This window comes from Roseibium sp. (assembly GCF_965276855.1).
Classification (GTDB): Bacteria; Pseudomonadota; Alphaproteobacteria; order Rhizobiales; family Stappiaceae; genus Roseibium.
This window is the reverse complement of sequence record NZ_OZ255700.1, coordinates 200,987-220,511: the sequence shown is the minus strand read 5'-3', so window position 1 is coordinate 220,511 and position 19,525 is coordinate 200,987. Positions and strand designations below refer to the sequence as shown.

The following is a 19,525-nucleotide window of genomic DNA, read 5'->3' as shown; positions in this document are numbered from 1 at the left end:
TTGGACATGACAGTGGCCGAAACCGCCTCCCATGCTCCGGTCGCATTGATTGCCGGCAATGGCCGAATACCATTGCAGGTCGCCAAAGCCCTGGCGGCTGCAGGCCGGGAGTGCAAGGTTGTCGCCATCCGCGGGGAGGCCGATGCGGCAACACGGTCGCTCGCCTCTACCGAGCTCGGCTGGGGAGAAATTGGCCGGCTCTATGCATTTTTGAACAAGAGTGGATGCCGCGAAGTGCTTTTGATCGGCGGTGTGTCCAAACGACCGGACTTTGCCTCCATTCTGGGTGATCTGGGCACGCTCCGTCGTTTGCCATCCATTATCCGCGCGCTTGCCGGCGGTGATGACAGTCTGCTGACCAAGGTTATTGGTCTTTTCGAGGTAGAGGGATTTCGCGTGGTGGGGATCAAGGACGTTGCACCCGGGCTTCTCGCAGCCAGCGGCGTTTTGGGAAATACGCAGCCGCGCGACACCGATTGGCACGATATTCAGCTTGCTTTGACCGCGACCCAAAAACTGGGTGAACTCGATATTGGACAGGCGGCTGTGGCCATTGGCGGCCGGGTCGTCGCGTTGGAAGGCGCGGAAGGCACCGACGCGATGCTCGAACGCTGCGCAGATTTGCGCGGCAGCGGTCGGATCCGGGCAAAGAACAAGACCGGTGTTCTGGTAAAGACCGCCAAACCCAATCAGGATCTGCGGGTTGATCTGCCCACCATCGGGCCGCGGACGATTGAACGGGCCGAAGCCGCGGGGCTGGCAGGCATTGCGATTGAAGCCGGCGGCGCCTTGATTTCCGATCGGGAGGAAACACTGGCGCAGGCCGACAGGGCAGGTCTGTTTGTCATCGGCATTGACCAGTCTGCCTTGTCTCAAGGTCCAGCCGAATGACGACGCCTGAGGCCAACGCCATGCCCACCGTTTGCATAATTGCCGGTGAGGAATCTGGCGACCAACTCGGCTCGGAACTGATCAAGGCGCTGAACGAAAAACTCGGTCCCGGCGTGCGGTATTGTGGTGTCGGCGGTGAGCGCATGACCGCTCTTGGGCTCACCAGCTTTTTTAACATGTCCGATGTCTCGGTCATGGGACTGTCTGCGGTGCTGGCGCGCTTGCCCTTGATCGTGAAGCGCGTCTATCAGACCGTCGACGCTGCCATCGCTGCCAAGCCGGATGTACTGGTCATCATCGACAGTCCGGACTTCACCCACAACGTAGCAAAACGCGTGCGCAAACGGGCGCCGCACATTCCTGTGGTTGGCTATGTGTCGCCGTCGGTTTGGGCCTGGCGGCCGGGTCGGGCAAAAAAAATGAGCGTCTATGTCGACGAGTTGCTGGCGCTTCTTCCGTTCGAACCGGGCGTTCACAAAAAGCTCGGCGGTCCGCGCACCCATTATGTCGGCCACCCGCTCAGTGAGAACGCCGATCTCTTGCGCCCGTCTGAAGGGGAACGCGCACCGCTGGAGGCTGACGAGAAAGTCCTGTTGGTGTTGCCGGGCAGCCGGGGAAGCGAAATCACCCGGCTTCTCGACGTTTTTGGCGAGACGGTCGCGCGGGTGAAGGCGGATATGCCGGAGGTGAGGGTGGTCTTGCCTGCAGTGGCCCATCTGGAAAACCGGATTCGGGAGGGTGTTTTCAACTGGCAGGTCCAGCCGGAAATCGTAACCGGCCTTGACGCAAAACGGGCGGCTTTCCGGAGCGCACATGCGGCGTTAGCAGCATCCGGTACTGTGTCTCTGGAGCTGGCGCTTGCCGGTGTGCCGATGGTCGTAGCTTACAAGGTCGATTGGTTCTTCCGCAGGCTCAATGACCTTAACAAGATCTTCAAATTCGCCAGCGTCGACTCTTTTGTACTCCCAAACATCATCCTGGGGACAAAGGCGATTCCCGAATTTCTTGATGATGAGGTTCAGCCGGATGTGCTTGCACCTCTTCTGACGAGATATCTCACCGACAGTCCTGAACGGGCAACACAGGTCGCCGAACTCAGCCGCCTTGATGACGTCATGCGTTTGCCGCATGGATACAGCCAAAGCGCGGCCGCAGCGGACGTCGTGATCCGGTGTTTGAAAGTCTCTTAGCCGCTGACCTGTCTGAAATTACTACAGTCGTAATCATTTTTGAAACGCCTGCTTTGTGAAATCGAGCAGGAGGCGGAGATTGCTGGACATGGCAGCCCCCGGCGGAAAGACGCCATAGATGGCGATTTCCGGCAGCCGTGTTCCCGGAAGAACCTCCTCCAAGAGGCCTGCCCGGATTTTCGGATCGGCATCATAGCGCGGGATGCGTCCGATGCCGTGGCCTGCCTCCACAAAGGCTGTCCGGGCAACGGCATTGTTGGTGGTGATGCTTCCCTCCGGTTCGAAGACTTTCGAGGCGCCGCCGGGGATGAGAATCTCCACCTTCTGCTTGTTCATGTGCAGCACCCATTGATGGTCACTCAGATCATCGATGGTTTTGGGCCGGGACCGGGCTAGAAAATAGCTGGGGGCCGCACACAGGCAGGTCGTGATCGTTGCAAGGCGTGTGGCCTTCAGGTCTGAATCGGGCAGGGGGGCGCCGCGAATTGCAAGATCAAAGCCCTCTTCCAGAATGTCGACAACCGTGTCTGAGAAACTGACATTGAGCTTGATCTTCGGATAGAGTTTGTGAAAGTCGCCGAGAACCGGAACCATGTGATTAAGGCCAACGCTCACAGGGCAAGAAATTCGCAAAACGCCCTCCGGCTCCTGCTTGTAGCGCTCAATGGCTCGCTGAGCGGCCACGGTCTCATCCATGATGATCCGGCAATGGCCGAGCAGCTTCGCTCCGGCTTCGGTGATCTTCAGACTTCGTTGTGCCCGGTGAAAAAGACTGAGCCCGTAGGCGTCTTCCAGTTTGTTCACGTGATAGCTGACAACGGCGCGGGTGAGGCCGAGATGCCGACCGGCAGCGCTGAACGACCCGCTGTCTGCCACCTGCGCAAAAACCATTAGGCTCTTGAGGTGTTCGATTGACGCTTCCATTCGACCCATGCCTCCAAGAATGTATCAAAAATTGTGACGCTAAGGCCAATTATTTTGCCATTGGTATTACTGGGTGAACGAATTAAATCAAGGTCAAGCCGGACAGATTGTCCGTCCATTTTTGACAAGGGAGAATTTTAATGCCGCAGGTATCAGACAAAAAAATCCTGATTGTTCTGACCAGCCATGAAGATCTTGGCGACACCGGTCAGAAAACCGGCTTCTGGGTCGAAGAATTTGCCGCCCCCTATTATGCCTTCAAGGATGCAGGCGCGAGTATCACGCTAGCTTCGCCAAAAGGTGGCCAGCCGCCGATCGATCCAAAGAGTTCCGATCCGTCTGCGGCGACAGACGCGACACGCCGGTTTGATGCCGATCCGGAAAGCCAGAAGGCCTTGGCAAACACCCTGAAACTGGATGACGTAAACCCAGCGGACTATGACGCGATCTTCTATCCGGGCGGTCATGGCCCCTTGTGGGATCTCACCAATGACACGACGTCCATCGGCCTGATCGAGATCTTCTTCAACGACGGCAAACCGGTTGGCGCGGTCTGTCACGCACCGGCTGTGCTTCTGAACGCCAGGACACCAGACGGTGCGCCACTCGTACAGGGCCGAAAGGTTGCCGGGTTCACGAATGCCGAGGAAGACGCCGTTGGCCTGACTAATGTGGTTCCATTCCTTCTCGAAGATGAGTTGAAGGCAAAGGGGGGCGTATATGAAAGTGTGGCCAGCTGGTCTTCGTTTGCGGTTGAAGACGGCAATTTGATCACCGGTCAAAACCCGGCAAGTTCTGAGGCTGTTGCAGAAAAAGTGCTCGCCCAGCTCGGATAAGCACACACAAGACCGAAATGAAAAAGGGCGCCGCTTGGCGCCCTTTTGTTTTGCTTTAGGGAAACAGCGTTAGCCGACGACGCCGCCATCTTCCCGTGTCACTGCTATGATCGCGGAGCGCGGAACAGACGTGCCCCCAGCTGGCCAGTGGCTGTTGCCGCGCTCGCCCGGGTGCTGGATGCCGACAAACATGGTCCGGCGATCCGGGCTCCAGGTCAGACCGGTGATTTCACACTCGTTCGGACCAACCATGAAGCGGCGGATTTCACCGGTAACCGGGTCACCGGCAAGCATCTGATTGTTGCCATGACCGGCGAAGTCGCCTTCGTTCTTGTAGTTGCCGTCCGTTTGGATCCAGACTAGGCCGTTGGAGTCGAAAGCCAGCCCGTCCGGCGAGTTGAACATGTTCTCTTCGTTGATGTTCGCTGAGCCGGCATAGGCATCGGAATGAACGGCCGGGTTGCCCGCAAGAACATAAAGATCCCAGGTGAAACCTGGAGCCGTATGGTCGCCGCCGTCCGGACGCCAGCGCACGATCTGCCCGTAGTTGTTCTTCTCGCGCGGGTTCGGACCGTTGACGGATGTGTCGTCGCCGCCGGCATTCGGCTTGACGCCACGGTTCTTGTTGTTGGTCAGGCAGCAGTAGATTTCCGGAGCCTTCGGATTGGCGGAGATCCATTCCGGACGATCCATGGTGGTCGCGCCGACTTTGGAGCCTGCCTGGCGGGTATGGATGTGGATTTCAGCCTGATCCATCCCGGTTGTTTCTGGCGTCAGGGCGACCCATGCGCCGGTGCCGTTGTCGCTGAACTTCGCAACATAAAGAATGCCGTCGTCCAACAGTGCGTCGGTCGGAGCACCCGGTGCGTAGACACCGTTGGAAACGTAGCGGTAGACGAATTCACCGCGCTCATCATCTCCCATATAAACGACTATGCGACCGTCGTTGTTGACCACGGCTTCGGCGTTTTCGTGTTTGAAACGGCCAAGGGCAGTGCGCTTTTTCGGTGTAGAGGTCGGGTCGGTTGGATCGATTTCGACAACATAGCCGGCGCGGTTCGGCTCGTTCGGGTGTTTGTTGACGTCGAAGCGTTCGTCAATCACCGCCCAATTGTACCCCCAGTCTTTGTTGTTGATACCGTAGCGGGACAGCTCCTGGCTGATGCTTACCGGCTTCTGGTCCTGAACCTCTTCTGACGAAGAGAAGTATCCATTGAAATTCTCTTCACAGGTCAGGTATGTGCCCCATGGGGTGACGCCATTGCCGCAGTTGTTCCAGGTGCCGAGTGACTTGGTGCCGGTTGGATCAGCTTCGGTCTTCATCAAGTCATGGCCGGCGGCCGGTCCGGTCAGCTCCATCTCGCTTTGCGGCGTGATCCGGCGGTTGTACGGGCTGTCCTTGACGATTTTCCAGGCAACACCGTCATTGGCGATTTCGACAACGGAAATGCCGTGGGCCATCATGCCCTTGGCAATGTCGTCTTCGGCCATGATGCGTTTGTCTTCGGCACTCAGCGCGATGATGTCGCGGTTGGTGTATTCGTTGTTGACGACGAGGAGCGTTTTGCCGTCATGGGAGAACACGTCCATGCCGTCGGTGTTGTCGCCGAACGCGCGGGCCTGGCTATCCGCCGTGCCGCGGGTCGCATCATCAAACTCGGGAACATCGGACCACAATGGATCGCCCCACTGCACCAGGATTTCCGACTTGTAACCTTCCGGGACAATCACTGCATCCGCTGTCGAGGTCGGGATCTGGGTAAAGGCAAAGCGGCCGTTCGCCGCCTTTGCACCGGTCGGTACCAGGCTCGTGCCAAGGGCGGTAAAGCTGCCAAATGCCAAAACGCCGCCCAGAAAGCCGCGTCGGCTAAGGGCCGATTCAACGATCCTGTCAAAATCATTCTCTTCCGGACGGGGATTTACGACCTCGTCAAATTCATCGAACGACAAATCTTTGGTGTCGATGTTGGCCATTGAAGGCTCCTCCAGGCTAGCGACCGTTCTCGGTCTTGGCTAAGAATTTTGGTTGGCACCCGCCAGGGTCGCATTGACTATAGCTGCAACTATTTAGCTGTCAAAGCGATGATCTGAACGACCGTTTCATCCCTTCGATTGAAACGCCCGTACCCATCAGATCTATGCAAATTTAGATTTCAAATGGATGACGCTTCCCGCCACCATTCATTCCAAAAGATATGAAATTTGTCCGGGTTTGTTCCGGCAGGGCAGCCCCGTTTGAGCGGATCTTGATCAAGCCGAACAGTGGGAGGCATGGGTTGGAAAACACGTTGGGAGGTTTTGGCGTACTGCCAACGCCTCCCAAAGAGTTGCAGGGTCCTTTGAAGCTCTCAGCTTGGCGAAAAAGGAACAGATGAGTGGTGCAGCACGATCTTCAGATCGCCATCTTCCATCCGCTCAACACCAAAGGTGTATTCAACCTTCACTTCTGTGCCGTCAGTGGTCATGAAGTAGTAGTTGCCCATGGTCATGGCGGTTTCGCCGCTGATCACCATGCCCTCCGGTTCCCAGCGGACATTGGTATAAGGCGCGATCGCAAAGCCATTGTCCTCGGAGATATCGCCGCCCACAAAGTAGGAGAGGGCCGCATCAAAGTCTCCCCGGAACTGATCTTCACTGGCGAGCGTTGGCTTGAAAAGGACAGGGCGGTCGCCGTAAGCATAAAACTGCTCGATATGGTTTGTTGCCGCCGCTCTATAGTCTCCACCGTCCGTATGCACCTTACCGATGTTGACGATGCCTTCGCCCCAGGCGGTTTTCAGGGCAGTGACCTCCTTCTCCGTCAGTTCAGCAGAAGACTGTGTCGCCGCGGTGGCGGACACGGCGGTCGCTGCGAGCGCGGCAGCAATGGCGAAAGCGGCAGGTCTCAACATACTTCTCTCCTCCAGGAAATGGCAGGTTCATCCAAAGACAACCTGGAGATGGGAAGTCGACAATCACGTTACCAATTAAAAGAATTTAATGTTTGAGCCGGGCCGCTGACCATTTTACAGCCTTAAACCCGGCCTTCTTTCCCAAAGCGCAAACAATATTGATAGCTGTTGGGCGCTTTTGGAAATGATTGAGCATGTTTGACGAGGATCAATGGCTCTTGAGCTGCCTGCAGATACGGTGACCACACATCGGAGCTGAAAATGCTGAGCAAACCTTTTCTGACAACGCATGAAATCGCTGAACTCCTGAAGGTGCGAGAACCAACGGTACGGACCTGGATCCATCAACAGGAACTGCGGGCCGTGAAGCTCGGCCGGGAGTTTCGCGTGGCGGTCAAAGACCTGGAGGCCTTTGTGAACGAACACGCGACCAGAGCTCCCAGTTGGAAATAAGTCAGTCGGCCCATGCTTTTAGTTACTGCTGCACAGTCTGTTTAATCGGCGAACGCCGAAAATTGCCCGCTGATTAATTGGCGCAAACAGTCATACGAACGAACAAAACGCGCGAACCGAAGGCACACGCATCGAGAGCTTGTGCACCGAAGGCACGCAAAAACTTCCACTCAAAATCACGAGGACAAGCAATGCCCAAAATGAAAGCTGCAGTGGTCACGGGATTTGGCAAGCCACTGGAAATCAGAGAGGTCGAAAAACCGGGCGCTCGAGAAGGCCACATCGTGGTCAAGATCGAAGCCAGCGGTGTGTGCCATACCGATCTCCATGCCGCCAAAGGCGATTGGCCTGTCAAGCCTGAACCGCCTTTCATCCCGGGCCATGAAGGTGTCGGCTACGTTGCCGAGGTCGGACGCGGTGTGACATCTGTGAAGGAGGGCGACCGTGTTGGAGTGCCTTGGCTTCATCATGCTTGCGGCCACTGCAGCTCATGCATAACCGGATGGGAAACCCTTTGCCGGACCGATCCGCAATACACCGGATACACCGTAAATGGCGGGTTTGCCGAATATGTCGAGGCTGATCCGGTCTATGTCGGGCATATTCCGGACAGTGTCGACTTCGCGCCGGCCGCGCCTATCCTGTGTGCGGGCGTCACTGTCTATAAAGGCCTGAAGGAATGTGAGCTCCGCCCGGGAAAAAGTGTCGTGATATCCGGTGTCGGTGGATTGGGGCACCTCGCGGTGCAGTACGCCAAGGCAATGGGTCTGCATGTCATCGCCGTGGACGTGGCTGATGACAAGCTGAAGCTTGCGTCCGATTTGGGCGCCGAAGTCACGATCAATGCCAAGACGCAGGACCCAGTGGCTGAGCTGACCCGATTGGGCGGCGCGGACGGCGTTTTGGTAACGGCCGTCTCGAATTCAGCTTTTTCTCAAGCGGTCGGCATGCTGGCTCCCGGCGGGACCATGAGCCTTGTCGGTCTGCCGCCCGGTGATTTCCCGCTAAACATCTTTGACGTTGTTCTCAACCGGAAAACCATCCGAGGCTCGATCGTTGGAACACGGGCGGATCTCGCGGAGAGCTTGGCATTTGCCGCAGAGGGAAAAGTTGCTTCGCATTATGCCACAGAGTCGATCGACAACATCAACGACATCTTTGGCCGGATGGAGCAGGGCAAAATCGACGGCCGCATTGTGATGACGTTGTAACCGGCGGCAACCAGAGAGGATTTCAATCATGGCAGCGGCGATTGAGGGCTATATCTTTTACGAGATCGCAGCTCTGCTCGTTCTTGCAGCAAGTGTCGGTTTTGTGGGGCTTTTGTTGCGGCAACCCCTGATCGTCAGCTTTATCGCTGTTGGCATCCTCGCCGGTCCTTCGGTCCTTGGAATTGCGCAGTCAGACGCCCAGATCGATCTGCTGGCGGAACTGGGAATTGCGGTCCTCTTGTTTCTCGTCGGACTGAAACTTGACTACAATCTTGTCCGAACCCTCGGCCCGGTCGCACTGGTGACCGGACTGGGGCAGGTCCTGTTTACGACCGTCTTCGGCTTCCTGATCGCGCTTGCGCTTGGCATGACACCAACCACCGCGATCTATGTCGCCATCGCGCTGACCTTTTCGTCCACGATCATCATTGTGAAGCTCTTGTCGGACAAGCGTGAGATCGACGCGCTGCACGGCCGGATCGCCCTTGGTTTCCTGATCGTTCAGGATGTCGTTGTCGTTGTTGCCATGATCACGCTTTCCGCGATTGGTGTCGGCAGTGCGAGCAGCAGCGACAGCGCCTTTGCCGATGTTTTGCGGGTCTTCGGCTACGGATTGGCGACGCTGGCGTTCGTCGCGTTCTTCATCCGCTTTGTCGCCAATCCGCTGGTCGAAAAATTGTCCACGGCGCCGGAACTGCTGGTGTCGTTTGCCATTGGCTGGGCAGCATTGCTCGCAGCCGTTGGTCACTACCTCGGATTTGGCAAGGAGCTGGGCGGTTTGCTGGCCGGTGTGTCACTGGCATCGACCCCCTTTCGCGAGGCAATTTCAGCGCGTCTTGCCAGCCTTCGTGACTTCTTGTTGCTGTTCTTTTTCATCGCGCTTGGTGCATCGCTGGACCTATCCGTCCTCGGCGCGAGTGTGGGGCCTGCCATCGTGCTCTCCTTGTTCGTTCTGATTGGCAACCCTTTGATTGTTTTAGCGATCATGGGGGCCATGGGATACCGCAAGCGGACCGGGTTTCTTGCCGGCTTGACCGTGGCCCAAATCAGCGAGTTTTCCCTGATCTTCATGGCCATGGGCCTGACGATTGGCCATGTAGATGAACGCGCGCTCGGCCTCGTGACACTTGTCGGGTTGGTCACAATCGCAGCATCGACCTACATGATCACATTCTCGCATCAGCTCTATGCCGCGCTCGAACCTTTTCTTGGGGTCTTCGAACGGCGCAACACGGCTGCCGAACCCGAGGGCAGCTGCGTGTCAGCAAAGTCCTATGACGTGATCCTGTTTGGCCTCGGACGGTATGGCCTTGGGATCGCCAGCGCTTTGAAAGAGGATGGCAAACGGATCCTGGGGGTGGATTTCAGTCCAGGTGCTGTCAGGAATGCCCGGGCGCTTGGCTATGACGTGTTGTTTGGGGATGCCACAGATCCGGAGTTTCTGGCTCATCTTCCACTTTGCAATGCGGAATGGCTCGTGATGGCGGTTCCGGAACACGACACCGGCGTGACACATGATGACCCGCGCTTTGCTTTGCTGAAAGCTGCTCGTGATCTTGGGTTTGAGGGACGTGTTGCGGTTGCCGCACACCGCGAGGTCACCGCTGAGGCTCTCTCAAGAATAAACGCTGATATCGTCATGATGCCATACCGTGACGCAGCTTTTGCCGCCGCAAACATGATAGCCGGGCGTGCGGCTCCCTCTTTGCCGGGTCTGCAAGATCCGGAAGGGCAAAAGGAGCTGCCGGCATGATTGGGGAGCTCGGGCGTCCAAAAAAAGTACTCGCCGTAATCGATGACACCGATATGCAAATCGCACTCAAGAGCGCAGCCGAGTTGGCAAAAGCGTATGAGGCCGGGTTAGAGGTGATCGCTTGCGTGGAGCCACCGCAGGACATCGCGATTATCGCCCGGCTGGCCGGACGCGACAAAGACGCGATCATTGAGGAGATGGTGACCCGTGCTCAAAGGTCTGCGACAGAGAACCTGAAAAGAATTCTACCGGATCAAGCGATCGAACCTCAGATTCTTGTCGGAAAAGCTTATCTGAACATCATCAGGCATGTTGCTGAAACGGGCTGCGATTTTGTGGTGAAAGCAGCCGAGCCGTTGACCGGCGTCAGTGGTTTCCTGCATGCAAGCAACGACCAGCATCTTTTGCGCAAATGTCCCTGTCCGGTCTGGCTGCAGTCCGGGACCGCTGAGCCGGCGCCGCGCCGTATCATTGCGGCGGTGGATTTGGACAACTGGGATGCCGCGGAACCAGACACTCTGGACATGCTGAACAAGCGCGTTGTCGAAGCTGCGGCGCGTGTTGCACATGCGCCCGGGTCAGAAATCATCATACTTCATGCCTGGGACGCGGTAGGCGAGGGCATGGTCTGGGCTTTTTCCGACACCGGGGATGCGCGCAAGGCAGCCAATGACTATGTGCGGGAGACGTTGAAAATCCGCGAAGAAGCCATGCACCGGTTGCTGGAAACAATGCGTGAGCGATTGGCGAGTTCGAACGTGGTATTACAGCCACTTCTTGCCCGCGGTGCAGTGGAACGCGTGATAGAAATTCAGAGCAACATTCAAAACGCGGATCTCGTGGTTATGGGAACTGTCGCGCGGACCGGGTTCAGCGGCGTTTTCATTGGCAACACGGCTGAGAACATCGTCAACAGCCTTCAATGTCCGGTGCTTGCCGTCAAACCTGAGGGGTTTGTTAGTCCGCTGCTGGCCGCACATACAAGTTAGACCATGTTGGACAGCAGAGATTACTGGCCTGTTTTGACACTAAGCGGTGTTTCATGCCCGGTCTGGCTTGTGTTCCCAGTTGGCCAGAACAGTCCTCAGGGATTTCTCAATCTCGCCTTCGCACCAAAGATTGCCCCAGTTTTTCTGCTGCTCGGCACGCAGGCTGGCGATCTGCGGCAGAGCGCCCATGCGCTTTGAGAGTGCCAGCGTATTGGGAGCGTGCTCGGCGATGAGCCCTTCCAGTTCCGGCAACTTGTCGCAGATGGTAACCCAAAGAGCTGCACAAACCAGATCGGCCACTCCCGGTTCAGAGGTGCCCAGTAGAGTGCCGTCATCGGCCTTCAAGCCATGATGTGCGCCCAAGACCTCAAAAATCTCCAGCCAGCGCACAAACCGACTGCCAACGAATTCCGCCCAGTTGTCATCGTCCCACATTGCCGCACCACAATTGAGTGTCAGTTCCTGCAAGACATCAATGCAATCGCAAATCACCTTTAGGGTCAGCGCGTCCTTCTCAGGAGTGCCGGGCATAAGCTGCAGGTGTCCGCCAAGATAACTGGTTATGGCCGGAGCCTGCGACAGCCACAGATCAGCTTCCGCATCATGGAGAAATGGCGCGGCCATGAATGGCATGGGCTGCTCGTTGATGGGTGCCTGATAAAGTTCGATCAGAGCATCCATTCCCGGTTCCTCCCATTCCACACCGCGATATGCAAGGAGGTAGCGTGCGAATTGCGCACGGAAAGGAATGGGCCAGTAGTACAGCGTAAACCGGGAAGACATGGAGAAGCCTCTTTTCCTGAAACACGACTCTCTGTGTCATACACACCATGAAGGCAGCTGGCTGGCTAGTGTAGAAATGGCGCATAGCGGCCGATTTAAATTTCACAGCAAAAAGCCCCGGATTGCAGATCCGGGGCTTTGTTCTGATCAGTGCTTGCAACAATCAGCGGCGCTGATCGATCGGCACGTAGTCGCGCTTGGTAGCACCTGTGTAGAGCTGACGCGGGCGGCCGATACGCTGGGACGGATCTTCCACCATTTCCTTCCACTGGGCGATCCAGCCGACGGTCCGCGCAAGCGCGAACAGCACGGTGAACATTGTTGTCGGGAAACCAAGTGCCCGCAAAGTGATGCCGGAGTAGAAGTCAATATTCGGATAGAGCTTCTTCTCGACGAAATACGGATCGTTGAGGGCGATTTTTTCCAACTCCATCGCAATGTCGAGGAGCGGGTCGTCCTTGATGCCGAGTTCGCCGAGCACCTCGTGGCAGGTTTTCTGCATGATCTTGGCGCGCGGATCGTAGTTCTTGTAGACCCGGTGACCGAAGCCCATGAGACGGAACGGATCGTTCTTATCTTTCGCGCGGGCAACAAACTCCGGAATGCGGTCGACGGAGCCGATTTCGGACAGCATGTTGAGCGCGGCTTCGTTGGCACCGCCGTGTGCCGGGCCCCAGAGACAGGCAATACCGGCTGCAATACATGCGAACGGGTTCGCACCGGAAGAACCGGCAAGACGCACGGTCGATGTGGACGCGTTCTGCTCGTGGTCAGCGTGCAGGATGAAGATACGGTCCATGGCGCGCGCCAAAACCGGGTTTACCTTGTACTCTTCACACGGAACGGCAAAGCACATGTGCAGGAAGTTCGCTGCATAGCCGAGATCGTTGCGCGGATAAACGAACGGCTGACCGACGTGGTACTTGTAGGCCATCGCTGCCATGGTCGGCAGTTTTGCGATCATGCGCAGGGACGCCACCATCCGCTGATGCGGATCGGAGATGTCGGTGCTGTCATGATAGAACGCTGACAGGGCGCCAACGGTGCCGCAGAGGATCGCCATCGGGTGGGCGTCGCGGCGGAAACCGGAATAGAACCGGTTCATCTGTTCGTGGATCATCGTGTGATAGGTCACACGGGTGACGAAATCGTCTTTCTGCGCCTTGGTCGGCAGTTCGCCGTAAAGCAGCAGATAGCAGGATTCCAGGAAGTCACCATGGTCGGCGAGTTGTTCGATCGGATACCCGCGATACAGCAGCGTGCCTTCGTCACCATCGATGTAGGTGATTTTGGATTCGCACGATGCGGTTGAGGTAAAGCCCGGGTCGTAGGTGAACATGCCCGTGTCCTTGTAAAGGGACGAGATGTTCACAACCGACGGTCCGATGGATCCGTCAAGGACGTCGAAATCGTGGTCGTTGCCACCGACGTTGAGCTTGGCGTTGTTGTCGGCCATTCAGAAAACCCCCTATTTGTTACCCTTGCACTGCCGAGCCACGGGCCTTGGATACAAGACCCAAATGAGGCGGCCAGACTGTGCTGGAGGAATGGTCGCGTCTTGCCTAGCCCATTTGCCGCACTGCCGCAAGCAGCAGCGTATAACGCTTTGGTCAAAGGCCGACATGTTGATGTTTGCCAATGTTCCGGCGCGCTGCAGCAAAACGCGCCGGTCCTTTGCGCTCCCTTACGTCAGGCAGCCTGATCGGCAATCCGGGCGAGGGATTCGTCGCGGCCGAGCGCAACCAGCACGTCATAAATGCCAGGGGAGGTGCCCCGGCCGGTGAGCGCTGCACGCAGTGGCTGGGCGACTTTGCCGAGTTTCAGATCCTTGTCTTCCGCATAGGCTTTGACAGCCGCCTCCAGCGGTTCCGCTTGCCAGTCAGCAACGCCAGAAAGCACGCCGTTCAGGTCGCCCAGAATCGCCCGGGCGTCGTCTGTGAGGATCTTGATCGCCTTCTCGTCATTTTCCAGCGGGCGCTGGCGCCAAAGGTAGGACGCGCTGTCAGTCAGTTCGACAAGTGTCTTTGCGCGTTCCTTCAGGCCGGGAAGGGCGGTCAGAGCCGTTTGGGCGTTCGCCGCGTCCGACATCCAGTCCAAAACCGCCGCCCCATTATCCGCATGGGCAAGATAAACCTTCCAATGCTCCAGCAGCTCAGCGTCGTCGGTGGCGCGCATGTAATGGCCATTGAGATTTTCCAGCTTCTTGAAATCGAAGCGGGCTGCTGACTGACCAACGGCATCCATGCCGAACCATTTGATCATGTCCTCGAGCGACATGATTTCCTCATCGCCATGGCTCCAGCCAAGGCGGGCGAGGTAGTTGCGCATGGCTTGCGGCAGATAGCCAAGCGCCCGATAGGCTTCGGCGCCGGTCGCGCCGTGCCGCTTGGAAAGTTTGGCACCGTCCGGTCCGTGGATCAGCGGAATATGCGCCATTTTCGGCACTTTCCAGCCGTTGGCATTGAAAATCAGCGTCTGGCGGGCGGCGTTGGTCAGATGGTCGACACCGCGGATGATATGCGTAATGCCCATGTCGTGATCGTCGACAACCACGGCCAGCATGTAAGTCGGCGTGCCGTCGGAGCGCAGGAGAACAAAGTCATCAAGATCCTTGTTCGGGATCACCACACGGCCTTGAACCATGTCGTCCACGACCGTTTCGCCGTCTTGCGGAGCTTTCAGCCGGATGACCGGATCAATACCTTCGGGCGCTTCGGACGCATCCTTGTCGCGCCAGGTGCCGTCATAGCGCGGCGGGCGTCCTTCTGCGCGGGCCTTTTCGCGCATGGCATCGACCTCTTCCGGGGTTGAGTAACACCGATAAGCCGTGCCGTTTTCCAGCATCTGGTCAACAACTTCCTTGTGGCGGTCGACCCGGGAGAACTGGGAGATCGGTTCGCCGTCCCAGTCAAGACCAAGCCACGAAAGGCCATCCATCAGCGCATCGACCGCTTCCTGAGTGGAGCGGGCCCGGTCTGTGTCTTCGATGCGCAGCAGCATTTTGCCGCCGTGATGCTTGGCGAAGAGCCAGTTGAAGAGGGCGGTGCGGGCGCCGCCAATATGTAGAAAGCCGGTCGGGGATGGGGCGAAACGCGTGACGATATCTTGTGCCATGGTGCTTTTTGAAAGTCTCTGTCAGAATGAGGCGCGGGTCTGCGCCTGACGGATAGTGGCGCGGTCTTAGCATAGGCAAGCCTGAGGCAAAATAGGCTTTGCTGCGATCGTCAAACCCGGCAGAAGGAGCGCGGGTGGCACGGGAGGCGAAACCAGACGCCGATGATGACAACCGGGCTGTCCCCGGCTCTCCTGTCAGTGACCCTTCAGTTATATCGTCAAACACGGATAGCAGGCACCGGCCCGCCGAAGCGTCGCCGTGGACCGCGTTTCTGAGAGCCCGGAGAGAATACAAAGACCGGCCAACTGATCAGCACGCTGGTTGGGCAGGAACGGCGGACGATTGGGAGCAGTTTTGGCAAAAGCAGGGTCTTTTGTGGACCGGATTTTCCTTCAGCGCCGGCACTTTTCTCTACAGCTTATTGCCTGAAGAGCCGAGTTGGCTCGTGCTTGGCGTGTTATTCTTTTTATCGGCTTGTTTGGCTGGCGCCCACGCTGTCCGAACCGGTCTGCCGCGAGTTTTGAACCTTTTGCTCGCCCTTTTTGCAGGGCTCAGCATTGCAACACTCCGAACAGCTGCAGTGGACGCACCCCGGCTGGCGGAGCCGATGACTGTTCTGTTGCGCGGTGACGTCCTGAAGGTGCAGGAAACCCGGTCTGGCAAGCGGCTTGTGCTCCGCGTCAGAGAAGTTGATGCCAGAGAAAATACTGATGGGCGGTTTGCAAACCGGGTCCGGCTGCGCATTCCGGCAGATGCGCGCATTGCACCCGGCGACTGGATCAAAGTCCGGGCTCGGTTGTTTCCGCCAATGGGTCCTGTAGTGCCCGGCGGATATGACTTTTCCTTCCGCGCCTATTTTGACGGCATAGGCGCAAGCGGCTTCAGTTACGGCGCGCCAGAGATCGTGCACGGACCTGCGGCGTCTCAGGTCCTTCTGCTCGTTCGCCAGGTAAACAAACTCCGCCAGCACTTGGCGGAGCGGATTTCAGCGCTTTTGCCGGAAGACCCGGAAACAGCTCTTGCGGTTGCACTCTTGGTGGGGGACCGCAGTGGTATTGATGAAAAGACCGAAGAGAGCCTTCGGGCTGCGGGCCTGGCACATATTCTGGCAATTTCTGGCCTGCATATGGCGCTCTTTGCAGGCGGTGCTTATGCTGTGTGTCTTGGCGCCCTAGCACTTATCCCGGGCCTTGCGCTGCGCTGGCCGATCCACAAGGTTTCGGCCATGCTCGCCCTTGTCGCGGCAGTTTTTTATCTTCTCCTGTCCGGGGCTTCAGTTGCCACGCAAAGATCCTTCATTATGATCGCGCTGGTCTTTTTGGGGATTATGACCGGACGCCGGGGTTTGACGCTGCGATCGGTCGCAATCGCCGGCCTGTTCTTGCTTCTACTCGCGCCGGAGCGCCTGTTTTATCCAGGTTTTCAGATGTCGTTTGCGGCCGTGATCGCACTGGTCGCCGTTTATGATCTTTGGCGGTCACATCAAAAGAGAAGAAGGTCTCTAATTCCATCAACAAACGGGCACTCTTGGTTCTTGTCCGGCGCACTAAAATGGGCCACCGGTTTGTTCGTGACGGCCCTCGTCGCCGGGATCGCTACCGGCATTGTCGGTGCGTACCACTTTTCCCGGATCGCGCCCTTCGGACTGGTCGGCAACATGCTGGGCATGCCGGTTTTTTCGCTCATCGTGATGCCAATGGGCGTGGTGGCACTGGTCCTGATGCCGTTCGGTTTGGCAGCAATCCCGCTCAAGGTCATGAGCGCCGGTCTGGTGGTGCTGATCCAGATAGCGGAGTTCACAGAACAGATTGCGCCTGACTTTGGCCGAATGGGAAGTCTAACCGGCCTGTCTGCCGCTGTATTATTGGCCGGTTTCTTTGGCCTGCTGCTCGCCCCGGGCCGTTTCCGGGTGATCGGTTTAGGTCTCGTACCTATCGGAATTACCCTCGCGATTATATCGCGCCCGCCAGATATTTATATCCCGGCAACAGGGTCTCAACTGGCCGCCCGGGATATCGAGGGGGCCTTGGCGTTGTCTAGCGCCAGGAGTTCTTTTGCTGCAGAGACTTGGTTTGAAGCGGAAGGAGTGTCAGGTGAAGCGATTAAGTCGCGCAAGATGAAAGATGGTCAACGCGCTTGTGACCCTTCAGGCTGTGTTGTTCAGGCGTTTACAGCAAGGGCAGAAGTTGGTGAGGAGCGGATTCCGGTCACCATCGCCCTACCGAAGACACGGAATGCCCTTTTTTATGATTGTCAAAAGGCCGATATGATCGTGACCGATATGGTCGCTCCGGCAGCCTGCCGCGCAGTCGTTTTCGACCAGGACATCAGAGTGGCGCGCGGTGCCATTTCCATTTGGCTGGACCAGGCGTGTCAAACAGGCACCTCAACAAAAGACCAGATGATCGAAAACGTGGTGAGAATAGAATCTGCAGTTCAAAGAAAGAGTGAGGTGTTGCCGCTAATAACGCAGCCGCAAACCACTCCCGCACGGACCAAAACTCCCAGCGCAGCTGTTTGCCAAACCAAAATACAATCAATCAAGTACGCCAAGCCAAAGCCTCCGCGGCCGTGGCACAAGCAAGGCACAGTCACACGCTCAAGCTTGCACGCATCTGCTGACTAGAGCTGATGTTAATACCTACAAACCCGCAGTAGCAGGCAACTCTTGAAAATGCCTGCCGGTCTCGAAGCTTCAGTACCGGCGGAACAGAGAAACAAGTTTCCCTTGCACACGGACACGGCCCGGTCCGAAAATACGCGTCTCGTAGGCCGGGTTGGCGGCCTCCAGCGCAATGGAAGCGCCTTTCTTGCGCAGGCGTTTGAGTGTCGCTTCCTCATCGTCGACAAGCGCTACGACGATGTCGCCGCTGTCCGCGCTTTCCGTTCGGCGGATCAGGACGGTGTCGCCGTCCAAAATGCCGGCCTCGATCATTGAATCCCCGCGCACTTCCAGAGCGTAGTGTTCCCCCTTGCCGAGGAGCTCGGGCGGGACACTGATGGAGTGGCTGTGGGTCTGGATCGCCTCGATTGGGACCCCGGCGGCGATCCGGCCCATGACCGGGATTTCCGTCGAAGCTGCAACAGGTTCTGGCGCGGGCGCAGAGGCTGGCGCCGGTTTGCCAAGTGACCCTTCGATCACCTCTGGCGAGAAGCTCCCCCTTGGACGCGGCGCACCCAGGCCCGGCGCAATCGAATCCGGTAAGCGGACCACTTCCATGGCGCGGGCTCTGTTGGGAAGCCGGCGTATGAAGCCGCGTTCTTCCAAGGCCGTAATCAGCCGGTGAATGCCGGACTTGGAGCGGAGATCCAGAGCATCTTTCATTTCATCGAAAGACGGCGGAACGCCTGTTTCCTTCAGTCTTTCATGAATGAACATGAGCAGTTCGTACTGCTTGCGTGTCAGCATGCTGTGGTTCCTTGCCCTGAGTGCCGTATTGTCTGAGAATCGTTCAGTACAAATCGGGAACATCTTACCTGTTCTCATTGTGTTCTGCAAGGGTAAACGTTCTCTTACTGTTCTGCCGATGGTTCAGAGATCGAAACCCATAGGTGCTTTAAGGCGTTGAGAAGAGGCTTGTTTTATACGTGATGCGGGAGAACGACCGATAATTGCCGAACGGAACAAGACCGGGACCTGCACAAATGTTGTGAGCCGGCCTTTCTGATCCGCTAATAGGCTCTAGCTATCTTCTGGGTTGTCTTTGAGGATGCTGGCCATGCGAATGATTGTGATCATTGCTGTTTTGTTGCAGAGCTTGCTTGTTTCTGCGGCATCATCCGAGGAACTTGATCTGGAACTTGTGCTGCTTGCAGACGCCACAGGCTCAATTGATGACGCGGAAATCAGGTTCCAGCGCCAGGGCTATGCTGAAGCGATCACCGATCCGCAGGTCCTGAACGCTATCGCGGACAACGCTTATGGCAAGATCGCCGTGACCTATGTCGAATGGGCGGACATGTTTTCCCAAGACGTCGTGGTCGACTGGATGGTCATCGACGGACCGCAGTCGGCGCAGCTCTTTGCAGAGCGTTTGATGGCGCCGCCCCGTCAGGCCTTTGGCCGCAACGCGATTGGCGCAGCTCTTCTAAAGGGCAAGGAGCTGATCGACACCAACGAATACAAGGGGCTGCGGCGGGTGATCGATTTGTCGGCGGACAGCGCCAACAACTGGAACGGGCCGAGCATCACCGAGGCAAGAGACGCTGTTGTGAATTCCGGCATCGTCATCAACGGTCTTGCAGTCCTGTGCCGGCACTGTTCCGGACGTCCAGTGTCTTACAATCTGGAGGACCGGTTCTTTTCCGAGATCATCGGTGGTCCGGGGTCTTTTGTGGTGACCGCGGACAGTGCAGATACCTTCGCAGCAGCAGTGCGCAAAAAGCTTATTCTGGAGATTGCGGACAAGCGGTTCACGCCGGATGCCCGTGTGCGATTTGCGGCGATTGAAGGCATCGGAGCAGCGAACTGATCAGGGCAGATCCAGTC

At 57.3% G+C, this 19,525-nt stretch carries 16 protein-coding genes; 9 read left to right on the top strand and 7 right to left on the bottom strand.

The window, feature by feature from the left end:
* Positions 1-6 precede the first annotated feature (6 nt).
* On the top strand, positions 7-891 hold the full coding sequence (locus tag ACQY4Z_RS00975; protein WP_428525874.1) for an LpxI family protein: 885 nt from the start codon (positions 7-9) through the stop codon (positions 889-891).
* Positions 888-2,081, top strand: coding sequence for a lipid-A-disaccharide synthase (gene lpxB, locus ACQY4Z_RS00970; RefSeq protein WP_428525872.1), 1,194 nt, complete (start codon positions 888-890; stop codon positions 2,079-2,081). Before ACQY4Z_RS00975 ends, lpxB begins: the two co-directional genes overlap by 4 nt.
* A gap of 33 nt (positions 2,082-2,114) precedes the next feature.
* On the opposite strand, the gene ACQY4Z_RS00965 is transcribed toward lpxB, so the two are convergent.
* Positions 2,115-3,005: a LysR substrate-binding domain-containing protein gene (locus ACQY4Z_RS00965; RefSeq protein ID WP_428525870.1), complete on the bottom strand. Its 891-nt coding sequence runs from the start codon at positions 3,003-3,005 to the stop codon at positions 2,115-2,117.
* 140 nt (positions 3,006-3,145) lie between these two features.
* Between ACQY4Z_RS00965 and ACQY4Z_RS00960 the strand changes: the two genes are divergently transcribed.
* Positions 3,146-3,841: a type 1 glutamine amidotransferase domain-containing protein gene (locus ACQY4Z_RS00960; protein ID WP_428525868.1), complete on the top strand. Its 696-nt coding sequence runs from the start codon at positions 3,146-3,148 to the stop codon at positions 3,839-3,841.
* 69 nt (positions 3,842-3,910) lie between these two features.
* On the opposite strand, the gene ACQY4Z_RS00955 is transcribed toward ACQY4Z_RS00960, so the two are convergent.
* Both ACQY4Z_RS00955 and ACQY4Z_RS00950 read right to left on the bottom strand, forming a co-directional pair.
* A complete protein-coding gene (locus tag ACQY4Z_RS00955) occupies positions 3,911-5,815 on the bottom strand; it encodes a PhoX family protein (protein ID WP_428525866.1) in 1,905 nt (634 codons plus the stop codon).
* Positions 5,816-6,189: 374 nt separating this feature from the next.
* Complete coding sequence (locus ACQY4Z_RS00950) at positions 6,190-6,732, bottom strand: phosphoribosyl-AMP cyclohydrolase (protein ID WP_428525864.1); 543 nt, start codon at positions 6,730-6,732, stop codon at positions 6,190-6,192.
* 261 nt (positions 6,733-6,993) lie between these two features.
* Between ACQY4Z_RS00950 and ACQY4Z_RS00945 the strand changes: the two genes are divergently transcribed.
* From ACQY4Z_RS00945 to ACQY4Z_RS00930, 4 genes are all read left to right on the top strand, one after another.
* A complete protein-coding gene (locus ACQY4Z_RS00945) occupies positions 6,994-7,185 on the top strand; it encodes a helix-turn-helix domain-containing protein (RefSeq protein WP_209177743.1) in 192 nt (63 codons plus the stop codon).
* Positions 7,186-7,376: 191 nt separating this feature from the next.
* A complete protein-coding gene (gene adhP / locus ACQY4Z_RS00940; protein ID WP_428525862.1) occupies positions 7,377-8,396 on the top strand; it encodes an alcohol dehydrogenase AdhP in 1,020 nt (339 codons plus the stop codon).
* Between the two features lie 28 nt (positions 8,397-8,424).
* On the top strand, positions 8,425-10,149 hold the full coding sequence (locus tag ACQY4Z_RS00935; RefSeq protein WP_428525860.1) for a cation:proton antiporter: 1,725 nt from the start codon (positions 8,425-8,427) through the stop codon (positions 10,147-10,149).
* Complete coding sequence (locus ACQY4Z_RS00930) at positions 10,146-11,138, top strand: universal stress protein (RefSeq protein ID WP_428525858.1); 993 nt, start codon at positions 10,146-10,148, stop codon at positions 11,136-11,138. The genes ACQY4Z_RS00935 and ACQY4Z_RS00930 overlap by 4 nt, the downstream gene beginning before the upstream one ends.
* A 51-nt stretch (positions 11,139-11,189) precedes the next feature.
* Here the strand turns inward: ACQY4Z_RS00930 and ACQY4Z_RS00925 are convergent, their stop codons facing one another.
* The 3 genes from ACQY4Z_RS00925 to gltX all read right to left on the bottom strand — a co-directional run bounded on the left by ACQY4Z_RS00925 (position 11,190) and on the right by gltX (position 15,035).
* Complete coding sequence (locus tag ACQY4Z_RS00925) at positions 11,190-11,921, bottom strand: glutathione S-transferase (RefSeq protein WP_428525856.1); 732 nt, start codon at positions 11,919-11,921, stop codon at positions 11,190-11,192.
* Between the two features lie 163 nt (positions 11,922-12,084).
* Complete coding sequence (gene gltA, locus ACQY4Z_RS00920) at positions 12,085-13,377, bottom strand: citrate synthase (protein ID WP_133950011.1); 1,293 nt, start codon at positions 13,375-13,377, stop codon at positions 12,085-12,087.
* Positions 13,378-13,610: 233 nt separating this feature from the next.
* Positions 13,611-15,035 (bottom strand): glutamate--tRNA ligase, encoded by a 1,425-nt coding sequence (gene gltX, locus ACQY4Z_RS00915; protein ID WP_428525854.1) that lies wholly within the window; start codon positions 15,033-15,035, stop codon positions 13,611-13,613.
* A gap of 134 nt (positions 15,036-15,169) precedes the next feature.
* Between gltX and ACQY4Z_RS00910 the strand changes: the two genes are divergently transcribed.
* Positions 15,170-17,662 carry a ComEC/Rec2 family competence protein gene (locus tag ACQY4Z_RS00910; protein ID WP_428525852.1) on the top strand — a complete coding sequence of 831 codons (2,493 nt, stop codon included), beginning with the start codon at positions 15,170-15,172 and terminating at the stop codon, positions 17,660-17,662.
* A gap of 69 nt (positions 17,663-17,731) precedes the next feature.
* Here ACQY4Z_RS00910 and lexA read toward each other — a convergent pair whose 3' ends face one another.
* Positions 17,732-18,445 carry a transcriptional repressor LexA gene (lexA, locus tag ACQY4Z_RS00905; protein WP_306147053.1) on the bottom strand — a complete coding sequence of 238 codons (714 nt, stop codon included), beginning with the start codon at positions 18,443-18,445 and terminating at the stop codon, positions 17,732-17,734.
* A gap of 310 nt (positions 18,446-18,755) precedes the next feature.
* Between lexA and ACQY4Z_RS00900 the strand changes: the two genes are divergently transcribed.
* Positions 18,756-19,508: a DUF1194 domain-containing protein gene (locus ACQY4Z_RS00900; protein ID WP_428525849.1), complete on the top strand. Its 753-nt coding sequence runs from the start codon at positions 18,756-18,758 to the stop codon at positions 19,506-19,508.
* Positions 19,509-19,525 lie beyond the last annotated feature (17 nt).

Bases quoted from the DNA above. Each gene is read 5' to 3' on its own strand.
- ACQY4Z_RS00975 (WP_428525874.1), top strand. From the start codon at position 7: ATGACAGTGGCCGAAACCGCCTCCCATGCTCCGGTCGCATTGATTGCC.
- lpxB (WP_428525872.1), top strand. From the start codon at position 888: ATGACGACGCCTGAGGCCAACGCCATGCCCACCGTTTGCATAATTGCC.
- ACQY4Z_RS00965 (WP_428525870.1), bottom strand. From the start codon at position 3,005: ATGGAAGCGTCAATCGAACACCTCAAGAGCCTAATGGTTTTTGCGCAG.
- ACQY4Z_RS00960 (WP_428525868.1), top strand. From the start codon at position 3,146: ATGCCGCAGGTATCAGACAAAAAAATCCTGATTGTTCTGACCAGCCAT.
- ACQY4Z_RS00955 (WP_428525866.1), bottom strand. From the start codon at position 5,815: ATGGCCAACATCGACACCAAAGATTTGTCGTTCGATGAATTTGACGAG.
- ACQY4Z_RS00950 (WP_428525864.1), bottom strand. From the start codon at position 6,732: ATGTTGAGACCTGCCGCTTTCGCCATTGCTGCCGCGCTCGCAGCGACC.
- ACQY4Z_RS00945 (WP_209177743.1), top strand. From the start codon at position 6,994: ATGCTGAGCAAACCTTTTCTGACAACGCATGAAATCGCTGAACTCCTG.
- adhP (WP_428525862.1), top strand. From the start codon at position 7,377: ATGCCCAAAATGAAAGCTGCAGTGGTCACGGGATTTGGCAAGCCACTG.
- ACQY4Z_RS00935 (WP_428525860.1), top strand. From the start codon at position 8,425: ATGGCAGCGGCGATTGAGGGCTATATCTTTTACGAGATCGCAGCTCTG.
- ACQY4Z_RS00930 (WP_428525858.1), top strand. From the start codon at position 10,146: ATGATTGGGGAGCTCGGGCGTCCAAAAAAAGTACTCGCCGTAATCGAT.
- ACQY4Z_RS00925 (WP_428525856.1), bottom strand. From the start codon at position 11,921: ATGTCTTCCCGGTTTACGCTGTACTACTGGCCCATTCCTTTCCGTGCG.
- gltA (WP_133950011.1), bottom strand. From the start codon at position 13,377: ATGGCCGACAACAACGCCAAGCTCAACGTCGGTGGCAACGACCACGAT.
- gltX (WP_428525854.1), bottom strand. From the start codon at position 15,035: ATGGCACAAGATATCGTCACGCGTTTCGCCCCATCCCCGACCGGCTTT.
- lexA (WP_306147053.1), bottom strand. From the start codon at position 18,445: ATGCTGACACGCAAGCAGTACGAACTGCTCATGTTCATTCATGAAAGA.
- ACQY4Z_RS00900 (WP_428525849.1), top strand. From the start codon at position 18,756: ATGCGAATGATTGTGATCATTGCTGTTTTGTTGCAGAGCTTGCTTGTT.